Origin of the sequence: Methylophaga sp. UBA2012 (genome assembly GCF_002335235.1) — a bacterium.
Taxonomy (GTDB): Bacteria; Pseudomonadota; Gammaproteobacteria; order Nitrosococcales; family Methylophagaceae; genus Methylophaga; species Methylophaga thalassica.
The window spans coordinates 44,364-63,815 of record NZ_DDCG01000005.1 but is presented as its reverse complement, the minus strand read 5'-3'; the positions used below and the strand labels follow the sequence as shown (position 1 = coordinate 63,815).

Genomic DNA, 19,452 nt, shown 5'->3' with positions numbered 1-19,452 from the left:
CGGCGTGAACGAACACCGATAAAAAGTAATAAATTTGTGATTATAACGCGGACAAAGTCAGCGTTTGTAGATCACACTGTTTCATGTGGAGACTTCCCACGGATAAAACAAGAGCTAAAAAGAATTTACTTGATAAAACTATAAGGATTGATATGTTGACCGTCTCGCAATACTTCATAGTGAACATGTGGCCCGGTTGATCGGCCTGTAGAGCCCATCAGTGCTACTATCTCACCTTTGGTTACACGCTCACCCTTGCTGACTTTTATGGTTTTATTGTGCGCGTATCGTGTGACATAACCATTGCCATGATCGATTTCGACTAAACCGCCGTAACCTCCACGATCACCTACCCAACTCACAATACCATCAGCAACAGCCATAACCGGACTATTTTCTTTTGCTGCGATATCAATTCCTTCATGAAAGGTTTTTTTACCATTAAAGGGATCAATACGATTACCATAGAATGATGACACCCAGCCATTCTTGACGGGTTTACCTTCAGGGATACCCGCTGCAATGTTTTCCTTTGTTATCAGGTATTCCTCAAGCGCGTTTAGTGTGTCGCTCTGACCACGTAATTGACTGGAAAGCTGTTGTATCCCACGATCTAATGCTTCACTACCCAGTGGTGAACCATCATGCTCAATGCCGCCCTGCCCCGGATGTTCATCTAAAGAAAAGTCTTCTGTATCGAATCCAGCTATTTGCGCTAAGCGTTCGCTGAACATCTTCAAACGAATCGTTTCCGCCTGCAAGCCACCTAATTGCTTTGCATAAAATTCTTGCAGATTTTCTTCTTGATTGTTGCTAGCCAGAGTCGTCTGATTCGTATCGGTTGGCTTTGGAGTTGAAGTGAGAGGAGGTACAGGAAGAGGATTTTCAATAACGCGATCGGTATAAAGCCATTTAGCGAGGCTATAACTGCTCACACTGATCAAACACGTTAGCATCAGCATGAGTATCAACAAAGTCGATCGCGTCAAATGCCAATGCTTATGGGTCTTGCTGTTTGAGGATATAATGATAACCTGCATTGTTATCCTTTTTCAGTCACTTAAAATATGTCAAAAAAACCTGAGCGCATAAACCAACTCTATCAAAACGATAACCAGATGAAATGGTTATCAATTCGCGCCCAAAAACTGAACAAGCTTAACACCATTTTGCAAAAAAGCCTGCCTTTAAAATTTAGTAATCATTGCACATTGGCAAACATCACGGAAGACAAAATTGTCATCCTCACCGACAAAGCCAATTATGCCAGTCTATTGCGCTTTCAAGCTGCCTTTATTTGCAGTACTTTATCAGCGCATTTACCTAAACCAATCAAAAAACTTGAAGTAAAAGTTCGACCACAGTCTGAACCACTGAAACAGAAAACACTTCCGAATACACTTCGTGTTTCTGCAAAAACAGCAGACCTTCTCGAAAGTACAGCCGCTGAAATGCAAGACGGCCCGTTAAAGGCCGCCTTGAATAAATTAGCTAAACGTCAAGCCCAGAAAAAGGATTAACCTGAGATAGAAGCTGCAGGTCGACTGAAAAGAATGGGGGCATCTTTATCGTCTTCAAAGCTTACTAATTCCCAAGCATCTTCTTGAGCTAATAATTTCCGTAACAATTTATTATTCACTTCATGGCCTGATTTATGACCTTTAAAGGCACCAATCAGACTATGTCCAAGTAAATATAAATCACCGATGGCATCCAAGACTTTATGACGAACAAATTCGTCTTCGTAGCGTAAACCATCTTCATTTAAGACACGGTAATCATCAACCACAATGGCATTGTCCATACTGCCACCTAACGCCAGATTATTTTCGCGTAACTTTTCGATATCTTTCATAAAACCAAAGGTACGAGCACGGCTTACTTCACGGACAAACGATGTGGAGGAGAAATCAACATCGACTTGTTGGGGACGTCCGGTAAAAGCTGGATGCTCAAAATCAATAGTGAAAGACACTTTGAAGCCATCAAATGGCTCAAACTTCGCCCATTTATCACCATCTTCCATCATCACTGGTTTTTTGATTCGAATAAACTGTTTAGCAACATTCTGCTCTTCGATACCTGCTGACTGTACCAAGAAAACAAATGGACCAGCACTGCCGTCCATAATAGGTACTTCAGCCGCATTCAGATCAATATAAGCATTATCGATACCTAATCCGGCAAACGCAGATAATAAATGCTCTACTGTCGAAACGCGCTGACCATGTTCAATCAGCGTGGTTGATAAGGCTGTTTCACCGACATTCTCAGCTTTCGCCTGAATCTCAACTACAGGGTCGAGATCAACTCTACGAAAAATGATGCCTGTATTAGGGGCAGCAGGACGCAGGGTCAGATAAACCATCTCACCACTATGCAAACCGACACCGGTCGCACGAATCACATTCTTCAATGTTCGTTGCTTTATCACGGTGTATTACCCCCTTAAACAGTTACAGATCAAAGCATAATATCATAAGCACAATATTAGCAGCTACACTAAATTAATCAGCCTGGCGACGCAGGAAAGCCGGAATATCCAAATAATCCATATTGACATCACCATTGGCCACTTGTTTCTGCTGGCTATCTTTACCATTGCGAATCACTGTTGGTTCATCATAATCAATTTCAACAGGCTTTTTCACAATTTCAATTTGTGGCGCAGCTTCTTCAGGCGCTTTTGCAACGACGGCTCTAGGAGCTCCTAAACCAGTCGCGACAACGGTGACTCTCAATTCATCCGTCATATCCGGATCAATGACCGTTCCTACTACTACTGTGGCGTCATCTGAAGCAAATTCTTTAATGGTGTTACCCACTTCTTCGAATTCACCAATACTCATATCCAGACCAGCAGTAATGTTAACTAAGACACCACGAGCACCCGCTAAATCCACATCTTCCAATAATGGGCTTGAAACTGCGAGTTTCGCTGCTTCACGCGCGCGATGTTCACCTTTAGCATGACCTGTTCCCATCATCGCCATACCCATTTCTGACATCACAGTTCTCACGTCAGCAAAGTCGACGTTAATCATACCTTCGCGAGTAATTAACTCTGCAATACCTTGTACTGCACCTAATAAGACGTCATTTGCTGATTTAAACGCATTCAGCAAGGTCATGTCCTTCCCTAATACTTTTAATAATTTTTCGTTAGGAATAGTGATAAGTGAATCAACATGTTGCCCTAACTCTTCAATACCCGCCTGCGCAATTTTCATACGCTTAGCACCTTCAAATGGGAAAGGTTTTGTGACAACTGCCACAGTTAAAATCCCCATTTCTTTGGCTACTTGTGCCACCACTGGTGCAGCACCTGTTCCTGTACCACCACCCATGCCTGCAGTGATGAACACCATATCAGCACCATCAATCACTTCCATGATGCGTTCTCTGTCTTCCAATGCTGCCTGACGGCCTACATCAGGATTAGCACCTGCACCCAGGCCTTTGGTGATATCACCACCAAGTTGTAACTGGGTAGTGGCAGAACTTTTACGTAATGCCTGTGCATCCGTATTAGCACTGATGAAATCCACCCCTTCAATTTGGTTGATGACCATATGCTCAAGCGCATTACCGCCACCACCACCAACACCAATCACTTTAATGATGGCATTCTCACTGTATGTATCAATTAATTCAAAAGTCATAACTTCTCCCCCAAAAAAATGTGTAAAACAAACATGCTTAATTACTTAGCTTAAAAATTCCCCTGGAACCAGCTTTTCATTCTTGCCAGCATGCCTTTTAAGCCGTCACTTACTTTAATTTCACCATGCCCTGGGGCATGCTCCTGATTGCCGAATAACAGCAACCCAACACCTGTTGCATGAATTGGGTTACGCACCACATCCACAAGTCCCCCGACATGTTGTGGTACTCCCAAACGCACAGGAAGGTGGAAGACCTCTTCAGCAAGCTCAATAGCGCCTTCCATTTTCGAACTACCGCCTGTCAGCACAATGCCGGCAGCCAATAATTCTTCAAACCCACTCCGACGTAGTTCAGCCTGAACTAACATCAATAATTCTTCATAACGTGGCTCAACCACTTCAGCTAGTGTTTGTCTGGCAAGCTGGCGTGGTGGCCTGTCACCGACACTTGGCACTTCAATGGTTTCGTCTTCACGAGCCAGTTGAGTCAAAGCGCAGGCATACTTAATCTTGATTTCTTCGGCATATTGCGTTGGTGTACGTAATGCCACAGCGATGTCATTGGTGACCTGATCACCTGCAATAGGAATCACAGCAGTGTGTCGAATAGCACCATCAACAAACACAGCAATATCCGTTGTGCCTCCACCAATATCAACCAAACAGACGCCTAATTCTTTTTCATCCTGGTCTAAGACGGAATAACTGGATGCCATTTGCTCAAGCACAATGCCATCGACAGTCAAACCACAACGTTCAATACATTTAGTAATGTTCTGTGCCGCACTCACTGCACCTGTGATCAAATGGACTTTGGCTTCCAGACGTACGCCTGACATACCAATGGGTTCGCGAATGCCTTCCTGATTATCAATAATGTATTCCTGCGGCAAAACATGCAGTAACTGCTGGTCACCAGGGAAATGAACAGCACGTGCCGCATCCATGACACGGTCGAGATCACCTTGTGTCACTTCTTTATCGCGAATCGCCACGGTGCCATGTGAATTTAAACTGCGTATGTGGCTACCGGCAATCCCGGCATAAACAGAATAGATCTGACAACCTGCCATCAGTTCAGCTTCTTCGATGGCACGCTGAATCGATTGTACGGTCGATTCGATATTGACGACGACCCCTTTTTTCATACCTCTGGCTGGGTGAGAGCCAATGCCAATAATTTCGAGCGCATTATCATTTGGACCGGCATCAGGAACGGGAGCAGCGACGATAGCCACTACCTTTGATGTTCCGATATCCAATCCAACGATAAGTTCTCTTTCAGTTCGTTTCGACATCATACTGTTCCATTAAAATCAGGTTGCTGGCCGGATTTCCATACCACTGCCAGCCCATTGGTGTAACGCATATCAATTTCTTTAATCAGTTCTTTAAAGGTACCTAAGCCACCGAGGTACACCGTAACAAATCGGTCTAATCGCTGTTCATCATCAGTTCGGCCTAATTTCAGGTGCAGGCCGTCTTTAAAATCCACTTGCCAGGCGCGACGTTTATCCATGCTCATACTGATGACTCGCAAGCCCAGTACATTGACTTTTTGCTGAACATCGACCAGACGACGAGACATCATCTCGCTCATACCATCTGGCCCGTTTAACTGAATCAATCCATCAGGCATGGTGTCTTTACTCGGTTTAAACACCTTCCCGTGGCGATTCACCAGACCATCATCATTCCAGCGGGCAACCGCTTCATGCTCAGCCACAATGAGGTGTAGCGTATCTGGCCAAACCCGTCTTACTTGTATCTGTTCTACCCAAGGCAAGGTTTCACCGGCTTTTTGAATGCTGGCCACGTCCACATTTAAAAAGCTGCCCCTGACATAAGGCATAACCGCTTTAACCAATTCATTCCGATCGGTATGAAGCAAGCTGCCATCTACCGTGACATGTTTTACTGGCAAGGTGTCGGCTTCTCGCAGATATACGCCACCAGCCACTAATAAAACGACTAACAACAAAGCCGCAGAGTGTTTAAACACACTTTTCCATGGCACAGGCGGTCTAGGCTGTTTCACCTTAGGCGCTTGTTGCATCACAGCTCCTCTGCGTGGTTTAGCCATCAGTTCTCATCCTTAAAACTGGTTTCTAAAATACGCCAGACAAGGTCTTCAAAAGACAGGCTTGCCTGCTTTGCTGCCATGGGTACTAAACTGTGATCGGTCATCCCAGGGACACTATTTGCTTCCAACAGAAATAAATTACCCTGGCCGTCACGCATAAAATCAATACGTCCCCAGCCTTTCATACCTAGGGCATTAAACGCTTTTACGGCAATATCCTGCATACCTTGCTCAACATCAGCATCCAGACCACATGGGCATAAGTATTCGGTGTCGTTAGCATGATATTTCGCATCAAAATCATAAAATTCATGTGGCGTTTTTAAGCGAATCGCTGGCAGTGCTTCACCATCTAAAATCGCCACGGTATATTCCTCACCATGAATCCATTGCTCAGCAATAACGTCAGCGTCATACTTCAATGCCAAATCAATTGCCTGTTGCAATTCAGCAATATCATTGACCTTTGACATGCCAATGCTGGAGCCTTCATTCACAGGTTTGATAATAAGCGGCAGACCTAATTCATCCACTAATGCTTGCGTATCCGTCTGCTCCGTCACAGGCATAAAAATCGCTGTGGGTAAGCCCTGCTGAATCCACGCCAATTTGCTCAGTCGTTTATTCATCGATAAAACGGAAGCAGTAATTGCACTGCCTGTATACGGCAAATTAACCGCCTGCAAAAAGCCTTGAATCTCGCCATCTTCACCGCCTCTTCCATGCAATACGATAAAGGCCCGATCAAACTCGCCGCTGGCTATCTTCTGACAAATATCAAAACTGACATCAATACCATAAGCATCAATACCCTTACGCTGTAAGCCGGCTAATACGGCATTACCGCTTATCAGTGAAATCTCACGTTCAGCTGAACGTCCGCCCATCAGCACAGCAACTCGACCAAAATCAGCAGCAGAACTTATGCGTTTTGTCATAGTTGCTCTCCGATAATATGTACTTCTGGAATTAACTTGACGCCGTGCTCGAGTTCCACTCGTTGTTGCACATCAGCAATCAGTGTTTCAATGTCTGCCGCAGTCGCCTCACCGTTGTTGACGATAAAGTTGGCATGTTTATCTGAAACACTGGCGCCACCAACTGTCAGCCCTTTCAGACCGCTAGCTTCAATTAAACGTCCAGAAAAATCACCTGGCGGGTTACGGAATACCGAACCAGCACAAGGCTGATTTGTTGGTTGGCTGGTATTTCGTTTTTTCAATAACTCACGAATCAGTTCAAGTTCAGCATCACTGTCACCATGTTCGAACTGCATTTTTGCCGCCACAAACCATTGGTTCTCAGGCAAACTAACATGACGATAACGCACATCAAACGCTTCTGCCGGGTACTGATGCAGCTCACCCTGTTTATCTATGGTGGTCACTTCGACTACCGAGTCCCATGTTTCCGTACCATGAGCACCTGCATTCATTGCTAAAGCACCACCCAGCGTACCAGGAATGCCTGCCCAGAAAGCCGCGCCTTTCAAGCCCGCCTTAGCCGCTTGTTTAGCCAGCTTGCTGCAATAGAGTCCCACTTCAGCCGTAATTTCATTATCACGGATATCAATTGTTTGTAACGTCCCTGCGGTCACAATAACGGTACCGGCAAAACCACCGTCACGAATCAGTAAGTTACTGCCTAGCCCCACCCATAAAACAGGCTCGTTTTCCGGCAGTTGTTGTAAAAACAGGACAAGATCATGTCTATCTGTAGGGCGATATAGTTGTTTTGCCGGCCCACCTACTCGCCATGAGTTATAACGAGACAAGGGTTCGTTTATTTTCAATTCACCTTTCAGTGTTTGTGGCAGCGCCATCATTCAGCACCCCCATCATTTAATATCTCGGGCAAGGCCTGCGCCATACGACCAATATCACCGGCACCTAAGGTCAACAACACATCACCGTCTTCCAATAAGCCTGGTAATAAGCTGTATAAAGCCTCTTTATCTTCTGCAAAGACCGGCTCAACCTGACCACGTAAACGAATCGCACGGCATAAACTACGAGAGTCCGCACCAGCAATTTTTGCTTCACCAGCGGGATACACTTCTAATACCACCAGGACATCCACACTGGATAATACGTGGGCAAAATCTTCAAACAGATCGCGTGTACGTGTGTAACGGTGGGGTTGGAATACCAACACCAAACGATTATTTGGCCAACCACCACGAGTAGCTGCCAACGTAGCGGCAATCTCCGTTGGATGATGCCCATAATCATCAATAAGCATGGCCTGACCTTGTCCGGCTTTGACCTGACCTAATAAATTGAAGCGACGGCCAACACCATCAAATTTCAATAAGGCTCTTTGGCAATCGTTGACGCTGACATCGAGGTTACGCGCCACAGCCATAGCTGCCGTTGCGTTCAGCGCATTATGTAAACCAGGCATATTCAGCGTGACAGGGAAACTCTGTCCTGAGCGTTTCTCAACAACGGTGAAAAAGCTTTGGCCCTGATGCTGAGTGAGTTCAACTAACTGATAATCAGCCTCTTCATTCTGGCCGTAGGTAATGAACGGTCTGGTGACATCGGCTAATAAAGATTGAATGACGGGATCATCCAGACACAAAACAGCCAAACCGTAGAATGGTAAGTGATGCAGAAACTCAATAAAGGTGGCTTTTAACTTGCCAAAGTCGCCGTCATATGTCGCCATATGATCTTCATCAATATTAGTAACAACAGCAATCATTGGCTGCAGATAAAGGAATGACGCATCACTTTCATCTGCCTCAGCCACCAGATAACGCCCAGTGCCTAATCGGGCATTACTGCCTGCACTGTTTAAACGTCCGCCAATAACAAATGTGGGATCCAGTTCGCCTTCACTTAACAAAGCAGCGATCAAACTGGTTGTTGTCGTTTTACCATGCGTGCCGGCCACCGCGATGCCATAACTGAACCGCATCAGCTCAGCCAGCATTTCAGCTCTTGGCACGACAGGAATTAACTGCTCTCTCGCCGCAATCAGCTCAACATTGTCTGAATTGACGGCGGTAGTCACCACCACCACATCAGCGCCTTCAAGATAGGATGCATCATGACCAATCATAATGGTCGCGCCCAGACTACGAAGGTGTTTGATCAGGCTGTTTTCAGCTAAATCACTACCACTCACCTGATAGCCAAGGTTTAACAAGACTTCGGCAATACCACCCATGCCTACCCCACCGATACCGATGAAGTGGATATGCTTCACGCGACTTTGCATAGCTGAGGTCAGTCTATCCATTTGCGGCCTCCATACATAAATCTGCGATATAAGCCGCTGTACCCATTTTTGCGACTTGTCTTGCCGCGTTTGCCATGTTCAACAATCCTTCTCTATCGCCATCCAGTCGGCGGATGGTGTTGGCAATCACATCAGCATCTAAGCTGTGATCAGCCATTAAAATGGCCGCATTAGCATCAACCAGAACAGCGGCATTGTGCGTTTGGTGATCATCTACGGCGTGCGGATAAGGCACTAAAATTGATGCAATACCTGCTGCAGCGACTTCAGCAACAGTCAGTGCGCCAGCACGACATATCACTAAATCAGCCCAGGCATAGGCTTCGGCCATATCTTCAATAAATTCTTTAACGTCCGCCTCGACACCCGCATCTTTATATGACTGACGGCAATCATCGCTGTGTTTGCTACCACATTGATGAATCACTTCTGGACGATGTTCAGCCGATATTTTGGCTAAGGCTTCCGGCACATAAGTATTCAATGAGCGTGCGCCCAGGCTTCCGCCTAATACTAAGAGTTTTAAGCGGCCTGTTTTTTCTGTCTGACGAAGATGAGGCATTGGCAAATCTTCAATCGTTTTTCTCACCGGATTGCCTACCCATTCAGCATCGATTTTTTTATCAAAACTATCAGGGAAACCCGTCAGAACTTTGTCTGCCAGTTTTGCTAATAAACGATTTGTCAGGCCCGGGATCGCATTTTGTTCATGGATAATTAACGGTTTACCCATCAGCCATGCAGCCAAACCACCTGGACCAGAGGCAAAACCACCCAAGCCCATTACCACATCCGGTTTTAACTGACGGATAAGCGAACGGGCTTCCAGAACAGCTTTGACAACTTTAAATGGTGCCATCAACCAACCCAACGCACCGTTTCCACGTAAGCCTTTGACTTTAATTTCAGATAATAAATAACCGGCAGCGGGCACTAATTTCGCCTCAATACCATGAGCAGTGCCAATCCATGACACTTCAACATCTCTTTGACGCAATTCATCTGCCACCGCGAGCGCCGGGAAAACATGCCCACCTGTACCGCCTGCCATGATCATGACTCTTTTCATCGTCTGATCCTCGCTGAGGCTTTTTCAGGTACTCGTGTTTCCATATCTACACGGAATAACAATGCAATCGCTGCACAGACAATCACTAAACTACTACCGCCATAACTCATCAAAGGCAGTGTTAGTCCTTTTGTCGGTAAAGCTCCCATATTGACGCCAATATTGACGCAAGCCTGTAAACCTAACCAAATACCGATTCCATAAGCGATCTGTGCACCAAAAACTTGTCCAGCCTGCTCTGCTGCACGACCAATCGCTAAAGCTCGCCAGATAAAGACAAAAAACAGCACGATCACTGTTAATGCCCCTACTAAGCCCAATTCTTCAGCAATGATCGAATAGAGAAAGTCGGTATGCGCTTCTGGTAAATAAAATAATTTCTGCATACTGCTGCCAAGACCAACGCCGAACCAATCGCCACGGCCGAATGCGATCAACGCCTGTGTTAACTGAAAACCGCTGCCGAAGGGATCAGCCCATGGGTCCATAAAACTCTGTAAACGTTCAAGACGATAAGGTGCAATCCACACCAGCATCGCAAACAGCATGCCCATCACACCAATCAAGGTGGCGAATACATCCAGTCGTGCACCACCCAAAAACAACATAGCCAAAACGGTAGACATAATGACCACCATTGAGCCCATATCTGGCTGTAATAAAAGTAACAATGCAGCAACGCCCAAAAGTGTAAGTGGCGCTAAGACTTTTAAGAATGACACATGCAACTGACCATGGTGACGCTGTAAATAGTCAGCGATATAGATAATCGCAAACAATTTAATCAATTCTGCTACCTGTAAATTCACAGGTCCCAACGGTAACCAACGAGAGCTACCATTCACTTCACGACCAATGCCAGGGATTAATACCATGATCAGCATCGCTACCCCGGCCATCAACAGTTGTGGTGCAATACGCTGCCACACGGCTAAACGCACAGAAATAAACGCCCAGGCCACAGCCAGTCCCACCATCGCAAATGCAAACTGACGAATAAAAAAGTAAAGCGGTTGTTCGAGGCGACTATCAGCAACTGTGATAGAGGCTGAACACACCATCACCAGACCGATAAACAGCAAAGCGCCTGTGGTAAACAGTAAGCTTTTATCGAATTGCAGTGATGAATCACTCATGCTGCAATCTCCCTGACGGCTTGTTCAAATGAATTACCACGGTCGGCATAACTGCTGAACATATCAAAGCTGGCACAAGCCGGTGAAAGCAGAACATTGTCACCTTCTCTGGCCATCGATTGTGCGATTTTTACTGCATCAGCCATGTCGCTTGCCTGAATTTGCTCAACACCAGGCGGAATCACTTTTGCAATCTTATCAGCATCAACACCCATCAAAACAACTGCCTTAACCGACTGTTTTAACGCTGACGTTAACTCTGAAAAGTCTTGATCTTTACCTACGCCACCAGCAATCAAAATAATATTGCCTGATCCGGCAAGACCATTAATGGCTGCCACGCAGGCACCTACATTGGTTGCTTTAGAATCATTAAACCAACGAACGCCATTGAGCTGCCTGACTAATCGGCAACGGTGAGGCAGGCCTTTATATTCACGTAAAGCCGATAACATGGACGACATGGGTAAGGCCATGGCTGAGCCAAGCGCTAAGGCCGCCAACGCATTAGCGATATTATGTGAGCCGACAATTTTCATTTGCTCAACCGGAAGTAACGGATATTCACCTTCCGCCAGCCAGGTTTGTCCATCGGCTTCCATCAGACCAAAATCCACCCCATGGGATTGTTTCAAACTGAATCCGATAGTATTTCGGCCAGATTGACGCATGTCATTAACAATGGGGTCATCCTGATTAATGACCATGACGCCATCACCATTAAAGATGGTTTGTTTCGCCCGCTGATATGCTTCCAGCGAATCATAACGATCCATATGATCAGGACTGACATTAAGTACCACAGCCGCAAACGCATTTAAGGAACGTACCGTTTCTAATTGGAAACTTGATAGCTCCAGAATATAAAAATCAGGTGCAGACTCTTCCAGCAGATCTAATGCTGGCGTACCTAAATTACCACCGGCACGTACTATTTTTCCCGACACCTGAGCCATCAAAGCAAGTAATGTGGTGACGGTGCTTTTACCATTGGAACCCGTTATGGCTACAACAGGCGCATCAGCATAACGGGCAAACAGCTCTATATCACCGACAATCTCAATCCCCGCCTGACGTGCTATTTCAATTTCAGGTAAACGTGGGTCAATCCCTGGACTCAGAACAATAAGATCCGCTTTTAATAACCAGTCCTGATCCAACCCACCCGTTTTAATTAATACTTGTGGATACTCATTTTTCACCTCCTGCACAGAGGGTGGATTCTCACGCGTATCCATGATGGCAATACCCAAAGCTCTGTTGGCTAAAAATCGCGCGCACGAAAGTCCTGTCTGACCCAGACCGATAATCAGGCAGTTTTTATGTGAAAGACTATTCATGCCGTATGTCATCGTATTTTCAACGTCGCTAAACCAATCAACACCAGGAACACAGTGACAATCCAAAACCGCACAATAATGCGAGGTTCCGGCCAGCCTTTCAGTTCATAGTGATGATGAATCGGTGCCATAAGAAACACGCGTTTACCACGTAATTTGTATGAGCCCACTTGAATCATTACTGACAGTGTTTCAATAACAAACACACCGCCCATGATGAGTAAAACCAACTCCTGTCTGACCAATACAGCAACCGTGCCTAATGCCGCGCCAAGTGCTAAAGCACCGACATCGCCCATAAAAACTTGTGCTGGATAAGTGTTAAACCAGAGGAAACCAAGCCCGGCGCCCACCATTGCCGCACAAAAGACAACCAGTTCGCCCGCACTTGGGATAAAAGGAATTTGCAGGTAGGTGGCAAACTCAAAATGGCCCCCGACATAACTAAACAGGCCCAGTGCAGCTGCTACCATCACTGTCGGCATAATCGCCAGACCATCTAAACCATCCGTTAAATTGACCGCATTACTACTGCCAACGATCACTAAATACGTCAGCAGCATGTACCAGCCACCCAGAGGAATAACAATCTCTTTCACAAACGGTACGATGAGTTGCGTTTCAGCCGGCACGGTGGTCGTCATATATAAAAATACGGCAGCACCGCCACCAAACACAGACTGCCAGAAGTATTTGTAGCGACTGATTAAACCACGTGGGTCCTGACGGACTAATTTGATGTAATCGTCAACAAAACCAATCAAACCAAAAGCCAGAGTGATAATCAGTACGACCCAGATGTAGCGATTGGATAAATCAGCCCACAGTAATGTACTCACGGCAATAGCCACCAGAATCAGTGCACCACCCATCGTAGGTGTGCCCTTCTTGCTGAAGTGTGATTCAGGACCATCTTGTCTAACCACCTGACCAATCTGTCTGAAACTCAAATGGCGAATCATGGTTGGGCCAATAATCAAGGCAATCCCAAGTGCTGTCATCACCCCGAGAATGGCTCTTAAGGTCAGGTATTGGAAAACACTAAACCCACTGTAGAACTGGCTTAGGTAATCACTTAATAACAACAGCATTACTGTGCCTCCGCTACCAGCGCATCGGCCAGTTTGTCGAGTTGCATAAAGCGTGATCCTTTAATTAAACAAGTCACATCTGCAGTTAGTGTGTTTTGCAAAAGCTGTTGCAATGTTTGTACATCCTCAAAATGAATAGCGTTATCACCAAACGCGGCTGCCGCCAGTTGGCTTTTTTCTCCGACCGTAAATAATGTCGTCACACCAGCAGATTTCGCTTGTAATCCCATGGTTTGATGGATGGCATCAGCCTCTTCACCCAACTCACCAAAGTCACCGAGTACCAGCCAACGCGGTTCTTGAAATCCAGCTAAGGTTTCTAAGGCCCGAAGATATGAGCCGGGATTAGCATTGTAGGTATCATCAATTAAACGGCTGTCTGACAGGCCTTTACGCATCTGTAGTCGATGGGGCACTGCTTGTATTTTGTTCAGTCCACGCACCACGGCATCAACCGGAATATCTAGGGCAACGCTCACAGCGATGGCTGCCAATGCATTGCTGACGTTATGCAATCCCGGCAGAGGTAAAGTCATGTGATGGTTAACACCGTCGATATGCACCAAAAAATGACTAGAAGCGGGTTCTGGCTGAATATATTCAGCATAAATATCAGCATTATTTTGCAAAGCAAACCGAATAGTTTTTCTATCAGCAATTAGAGGTTGCCAGATGGAGTCATAAGGCATATCGGCATTCACTACTGCTACACCGTTTTGCTTCAAGCCTTCATAGATACTGCCTTTTTCTCTGGCAATACCTTCTTCACTGCCTAATCCTTCCAAATGTGCTGCAGCAATATTATTGATAACTGACACATCAGGTGACACGATGCTCATCAGATAAGCTATTTCACCAGGATGATTGGTGCCCATCTCGATCACAGCATAATCATCATTTTTGTCGATTCGACAAACGGTTAACGGTACACCCAGATCATTATTCAAATTGCCCTGCGTTGCCGATACAGTGCCCACTTCTGCCAAGATAGCTTTAACCATTTCTTTCAAACTGGTTTTGCCATTACTGCCTGTGATAGCAACCACTTTTGCTTTGCATTCAGCTAGCCAGGCTCGAGCTATCTGCCCAAATGCGACACGCACATCATCGACCTTGATCTGTGGTAATTCATCATCCTGATATTCACTGACTAATGCAGCAACAGCGCCGCTTTCTCTGGCTTTAGCAACATATTCGTGACCATCAACATGTTCACCTTTAAAGGCAATAAACAAATCACCCGGCGTTACCTTGCGAGAATCAATCACCGCACCGGTGACGGTAACATCAACGATAGGCATATCGGCTGAGACGATTTCAGCAATCTGTTTAAGTGGCAGTTGCAGTCCCATTAATGTCCTCCCACCACGTTTTTAATGCCATTTGCCTGAGCGTCAAATACAGCTGTCACTACCGCCGTATCACTGAATGGATAACGCACATGATTGATTTCCTGATAGGACTCATGGCCTTTACCCGCCACTAAGACAATATCTTTTGCCTCGGCATGACTAATCGCATAGGTAATCGCTAACTTACGATCAAGTTCGACACGAATTTTTTGAGGCTCATCACAGCCAGCCAGAATGTCTTCGATAATGAGCAAATGATCTTCTGTACGGGGATTATCATCTGTGACGATGACCTGATCAGCCTCACGTTCAGCGACTTTACCCATAAGTGGGCGCTTACCTCTATCGCGGTCACCACCACAGCCAAACACACACCAAAGCTGACCCGCATCAGGTAAATGTACCTGCAATGTTCTTAATGCCTGATGTAAAGCATCAGGCGTGTGGGCATAGTCAATGACAACGGTGGGCTGACCTGCCTGAGTATAGGTTTGCATACGACCACTTACCGCCCGACACTGATTAATCGCATCACGACATTGTTCTGTATTCAGTCCCAGTGCAGTTAATACCCCGATTGCCGCCAGAATATTATCGACATTAAACTCACCTAAAACGGGTAAGTCGACTGCTACAGACTTGTCATTGACCCGGGCATCAAACGCCACACCGTCACGTTTGTATGAAATGTGTTCAGCACGAATATTGACCTGGCTTTCAGCATCACCGTAAGTTAACAACGTGACGTTTTTTCTGAGTTTTGAGATGACATCGGTACCAAAAGCATCATCCGCATTAATAACGGCATACTGCACACTATCCATGTCGAATAAGCGTTTTTTTGCCGCGGCATAATTAGCCATAGTCTTATGGTAATCAAGATGATCACGACTGAGGTTGGTCAGTACAGCAATATCAATTTCGACACTGTTTAAACGGCCTTGTGCAAGCGCATGTGATGAGGCTTCCAATGCTACATAGTCACAACCTTCACGTTGGAATCTTGCCAGCAGTTTTTGCATGGTGACCGGATCAGGCGTAGTCATACCAGTCATTTCCAGATCACATAGACGCCCCGCTCCCATAGTGCCAATAACACCGCAAGGTTTATTCATCGATTCAAGCGCCTGAGCAATAAACTGGCTTACTGATGTTTTACCATTGGTGCCGGTTACGGCAATCACTGTCATATCTGCCGACGGATGACCATAAAAACGGGCTGCAATGAACCCAGCTTTTTCAGCTAGATTGTCTACAGAGTAAGCAATCACCACGGCTGCATTGAGCATCTCCAGCTCAGTCTCAGTGAGAGGTTGCTGCTCATCAATCAATACCGCAAAAATATCTTTTTCCAGAGCCTGTCGAAGATGCTTTTCTCTGTCGACCGTATTTTTCGCCAAGGCTAAAAATAAACCACCCGCAGCAACTCTTCGGCTGTCCATACTAATGTCCGTCAAAGAACATTCTTGTAGGGCCGATTTGTCGACGACAACATCACTGAGTAATGCCATCAATGATTGAGGTTTTATGATTGAAGTCATCATTTGTGAGCCACCTGCATCTGGGTCATCGGTAAATCATCAGGGGGAATATTTAGCAAACGCATTGCCCCAGTCATCACTTCTGCAAACACAGGCGCAGCAACTGCGCCACCGTAATATTCGCCTTGCGGCTCATCAATCATCACCACCATCGCCAGTCGAGGCGCCGAGGCAGGAATAATGCCCGCAAAGACGGACTGATAACGTTTATCGGCGTAACCACCGCTAATCGCTTTTTTCGCTGTACCGGTTTTACCAGCCACATGATAATTGGCTACCGCTGCCCGCGTCGCTGTGCCACCTGGCTCAATGACTTTCACCATCATCTGCACCACTTCATGCATGATATCTGCTGAAAATTCTCGACGACCTTGTGGCACTTTATCTGTTTTGATAAACGTCACAGGCTTGAGAATGCCGCCATCAGCTAACACGGTATAGGCTCTAGCGAGCTGCATAGCGCTGGTTGATAGGCCGTAGCCATACCCCATAGTGGCGATATCCAGCGTGCGCCATGATTGTGGATCAGGCATGGTACCCATTGCTTCACCTGGGAAGTAAGCACCCGTCGCTTCACCTAAACCAAAACTGGCAAAGTCATGCCATAACTTATCCGGATCGAGTGCCAGGGCTATTTTACTGGCGCCAACATTGCTCGACTTCTGGATAAGCGTCGCTAAATCAATTTCGCCATAATCACGAAAATCCCTGATGGGATGACCACTGACTCGGTAATAACCGGGATGTGTATTAATAATCGTTGTGGTATCAAACTGGCCGGACTTGATACCACTTGTAACCGTGAAGGGTTTGACAGTCGACCCAGGTTCGAATAAATCGGTGACGGCACGATTCCTTAAATCACTCGGTTTCAATCCCGCTCGATTATTGGGGTTATAAGATGGCTGATTAGCCATTGCCAATACTTCACCGGTATGCGTATCCAAAATAACTGCCGTACCCGATTTGGCATGGTGTTCGGTAACGGCTTTTTTCAGTGCCTGATAGGTTAAATACTGTAATCTCAGATCAATGCTTAACTGAACGTTCTCACCGGATTTTGCAGGGCGAATCAGCTCCCCACCTTCAACATAGTTACCTCGGCTGTCACGCACCATACGTTTCAGACCTGGACGGCCAGTTAAAACCGCATCATAAGTCAGCTCAAGACCTTCCTGACCGATATCATCAACATTGGTAAATCCGACAATATGAGAAGCAACTTCACCAGCTGGATAATAACGTTTGTATTCACGTTGAAGTGCTACGCCCTGAATACCTATCTCTTTGACCTTGGCTGACAGCTCAGGTGTGATACGACGTTTCAAATAAACGAATTCACGCGATTGATTCTGTTCAATCTTTTCTCTGATAGTTTGTGTCGATAAACCAAGTAACTGCGCCAGTTTGGGTAAACGAGGATCTGTAGCAAGCACATCCTGAGGATTCAACCAAACAGAATGCACAGGTGTACTAATTGCTAAAGGCTCGCCATGCCGATCCAAAATCATTCCGCGGTGAGCAACAACTGGCACTTGACGAAGATGACGTGCATCACCCTGGTGACGTAGAAACTCTGGATTAACGACCTGAATATCTGCCAAACGCCAGCATAAACCAGCGACCATCAACACAAACATGATGCGAACAAGATTAAGGCGCCACGCACCCACTGGATGAACTTTTTGACCACGATACTTCATGGTTTAATCACCACAGTCATATCTGATTTAGGTACCACCATACCTAAACGGCTTTTCGCTTCCTGTTCAATCCGGCTTGGACTCGCCCAGGTACTCTCTTCCAGTAGCAGGCGTCCCCACTCTTCATTCAGCGCATCACGTTCTTTTTCTAACCGTTGAAGTTGCACAAATTCGTTCCGGCTCAAATGCTTGGTATAAATCACCGCTACCGCCAACACCAAAACGACAAAAACCATCACAAACAATGGCGTATCAATTTTAATGGTTTCGAGCAGTGCTTTTATATTCATGCCAACTTCTCCGCAATACGAAGTACAGCACTACGCGCACGAGGATTTAAGCGAGTCTCATCTTCTGAGGCTTTAATCGCTTTACCAATCACTTTCAAACGTGGATTTAATTGATCCACGGTAATGGGAAAGTGAGACGGCAAATCATCCCCCCGGGCTTCATCACGGAAGAAACGCTTCACAATTCGATCTTCAAGAGAATGGAAGCTGATGACAGCTAAACGACCGCCCACCGCGAGCACATCCAAAGCTTGCTCTAATGCGGTTGTGAGTTCTTCCAGCTCATTATTGATAAAGATACGAATGGCCTGAAATGTTCTGGTCGCCGGATGCTTGAATTTATCGCGGGAAGGACTCGCTTTGTCGACTAAATCTGCTAACTGTTTAGTCGTGGTAATAGGGTTTTCGTCCCGGGTTTCCACAATCGCTCTGGCGATACGCTTGCCATAACGTTCTTCACCCAAGGTTTTGATGACATCCGCAATCTCATCCATCTCAGCGGTTGCCAGCCACTCAGCTGCACTGATGCCTGCGTCTGGATTCATTCGCATATCCAGTGGACCATCTTTCATAAAGCTGAAACCACGCTCCGCATCATCCAACTGGGGTGAAGAAACGCCGATATCCATCAGAATACCGTCAACACTTCCCTGCCAGAGACGAGAATGCACGGCCGTGCTGAGTTCTGAAAAATTAGCTTGCTCGATAGAGAAACGAGGATCTTCGGCTGCCAGAGCCAAACCGGTTTTAATTGCTTGAGGATCACGATCCAGTCCAAGTAGACGACCGTTATCAGACAGCAATGCCAGAATGGCACGGCTATGACCACCACGACCAAACGTCGCGTCAAGATATTTACCATCTGCCTTTACTGACAAGCCCTGTATGGTCTCGCTTAACAAGACTGGCAGATGTTCCGAGTAGTTCTCAGTCATA

Annotated in this window: 18 protein-coding genes; 1 reads left to right on the top strand and 17 read right to left on the bottom strand. The window is 46.1% G+C overall.

All coding sequences use genetic code 11. The features are described 5' to 3' along the window. Window positions 1-125: 125 nt before the first annotated feature. Window positions 126-962 (bottom strand): M23 family metallopeptidase, encoded by an 837-nt coding sequence (locus tag B2248_RS05090; protein ID WP_286722278.1) that lies wholly within the window; start codon window positions 960-962, stop codon window positions 126-128. 156 nt (window positions 963-1,118) lie between these two features. Here B2248_RS05090 and B2248_RS05085 point away from each other — a divergent pair, with 156 nt between their 5' ends. Beyond that, window positions 1,119-1,520, top strand: coding sequence for a DciA family protein (locus B2248_RS05085; RefSeq protein WP_158005166.1), 402 nt, complete (start codon window positions 1,119-1,121; stop codon window positions 1,518-1,520). Here B2248_RS05085 and lpxC read toward each other — a convergent pair. The 16 genes from lpxC to rsmH all read right to left on the bottom strand — a co-directional run bounded on the left by lpxC (window position 1,517) and on the right by rsmH (window position 19,451). Beyond that, window positions 1,517-2,434 carry a UDP-3-O-acyl-N-acetylglucosamine deacetylase gene (lpxC, locus tag B2248_RS05080; RefSeq protein ID WP_273182677.1) on the bottom strand — a complete coding sequence of 306 codons (918 nt, stop codon included), beginning with the start codon at window positions 2,432-2,434 and terminating at the stop codon, window positions 1,517-1,519. The genes B2248_RS05085 and lpxC overlap by 4 nt on opposite strands. Before the next feature lie 73 nt (window positions 2,435-2,507). Further along, window positions 2,508-3,662: a cell division protein FtsZ gene (ftsZ, locus tag B2248_RS05075; protein WP_007145999.1), complete on the bottom strand. Its 1,155-nt coding sequence runs from the start codon at window positions 3,660-3,662 to the stop codon at window positions 2,508-2,510. 50 nt (window positions 3,663-3,712) lie between these two features. Further along, window positions 3,713-4,963, bottom strand: a complete 1,251-nt coding sequence (gene ftsA / locus B2248_RS05070) for a cell division protein FtsA (protein WP_040576281.1) — start codon at window positions 4,961-4,963, stop codon at window positions 3,713-3,715. Continuing rightward, on the bottom strand, window positions 4,963-5,748 hold the full coding sequence (locus B2248_RS05065; RefSeq protein ID WP_273182680.1) for a cell division protein FtsQ/DivIB: 786 nt from the start codon (window positions 5,746-5,748) through the stop codon (window positions 4,963-4,965). The genes ftsA and B2248_RS05065 overlap by 1 nt, the downstream gene beginning before the upstream one ends. Next, window positions 5,748-6,686: a D-alanine--D-alanine ligase gene (locus B2248_RS05060; protein ID WP_273182682.1), complete on the bottom strand. Its 939-nt coding sequence runs from the start codon at window positions 6,684-6,686 to the stop codon at window positions 5,748-5,750. The genes B2248_RS05065 and B2248_RS05060 overlap by 1 nt, the downstream gene beginning before the upstream one ends. Continuing rightward, window positions 6,683-7,573, bottom strand: coding sequence for a UDP-N-acetylmuramate dehydrogenase (gene murB / locus B2248_RS05055; protein WP_273182684.1), 891 nt, complete (start codon window positions 7,571-7,573; stop codon window positions 6,683-6,685). Before murB ends, B2248_RS05060 begins: the two co-directional genes overlap by 4 nt. After that, a complete protein-coding gene (murC, locus tag B2248_RS05050; protein ID WP_007146004.1) occupies window positions 7,570-8,994 on the bottom strand; it encodes a UDP-N-acetylmuramate--L-alanine ligase in 1,425 nt (474 codons plus the stop codon). The genes murB and murC overlap by 4 nt, the downstream gene beginning before the upstream one ends. After that, window positions 8,987-10,063 (bottom strand): undecaprenyldiphospho-muramoylpentapeptide beta-N-acetylglucosaminyltransferase, encoded by a 1,077-nt coding sequence (gene murG, locus B2248_RS05045; protein ID WP_273182685.1) that lies wholly within the window; start codon window positions 10,061-10,063, stop codon window positions 8,987-8,989. Before murG ends, murC begins: the two co-directional genes overlap by 8 nt. Then, window positions 10,060-11,199 (bottom strand): putative lipid II flippase FtsW, encoded by a 1,140-nt coding sequence (ftsW, locus tag B2248_RS05040; RefSeq protein WP_273182686.1) that lies wholly within the window; start codon window positions 11,197-11,199, stop codon window positions 10,060-10,062. The genes murG and ftsW overlap by 4 nt, the downstream gene beginning before the upstream one ends. Then, window positions 11,196-12,539, bottom strand: coding sequence for a UDP-N-acetylmuramoyl-L-alanine--D-glutamate ligase (gene murD, locus B2248_RS05035; protein WP_273182688.1), 1,344 nt, complete (start codon window positions 12,537-12,539; stop codon window positions 11,196-11,198). Before murD ends, ftsW begins: the two co-directional genes overlap by 4 nt. 8 nt (window positions 12,540-12,547) lie before the next feature. Continuing rightward, on the bottom strand, window positions 12,548-13,630 hold the full coding sequence (mraY, locus tag B2248_RS05030; RefSeq protein WP_273182690.1) for a phospho-N-acetylmuramoyl-pentapeptide-transferase: 1,083 nt from the start codon (window positions 13,628-13,630) through the stop codon (window positions 12,548-12,550). Continuing rightward, window positions 13,630-14,982, bottom strand: a complete 1,353-nt coding sequence (locus B2248_RS05025; protein WP_273182692.1) for a UDP-N-acetylmuramoyl-tripeptide--D-alanyl-D-alanine ligase — start codon at window positions 14,980-14,982, stop codon at window positions 13,630-13,632. The genes mraY and B2248_RS05025 overlap by 1 nt, the downstream gene beginning before the upstream one ends. Next, window positions 14,982-16,526: a UDP-N-acetylmuramoyl-L-alanyl-D-glutamate--2,6-diaminopimelate ligase gene (locus B2248_RS05020; protein ID WP_273182694.1), complete on the bottom strand. Its 1,545-nt coding sequence runs from the start codon at window positions 16,524-16,526 to the stop codon at window positions 14,982-14,984. Before B2248_RS05020 ends, B2248_RS05025 begins: the two co-directional genes overlap by 1 nt. Then, entirely contained in the window at window positions 16,523-18,226 is a 1,704-nt protein-coding gene (locus tag B2248_RS05015) for a peptidoglycan D,D-transpeptidase FtsI family protein (protein WP_273182695.1), read from the bottom strand. The genes B2248_RS05020 and B2248_RS05015 overlap by 4 nt, the downstream gene beginning before the upstream one ends. Beyond that, window positions 18,223-18,516, bottom strand: a complete 294-nt coding sequence (ftsL, locus tag B2248_RS05010) for a cell division protein FtsL (RefSeq protein ID WP_273182696.1) — start codon at window positions 18,514-18,516, stop codon at window positions 18,223-18,225. The genes B2248_RS05015 and ftsL overlap by 4 nt, the downstream gene beginning before the upstream one ends. Further along, complete coding sequence (rsmH, locus tag B2248_RS05005) at window positions 18,513-19,451, bottom strand: 16S rRNA (cytosine(1402)-N(4))-methyltransferase RsmH (RefSeq protein ID WP_007146013.1); 939 nt, start codon at window positions 19,449-19,451, stop codon at window positions 18,513-18,515. The genes ftsL and rsmH overlap by 4 nt, the downstream gene beginning before the upstream one ends. Window position 19,452: the final 1 nt, after the last annotated feature.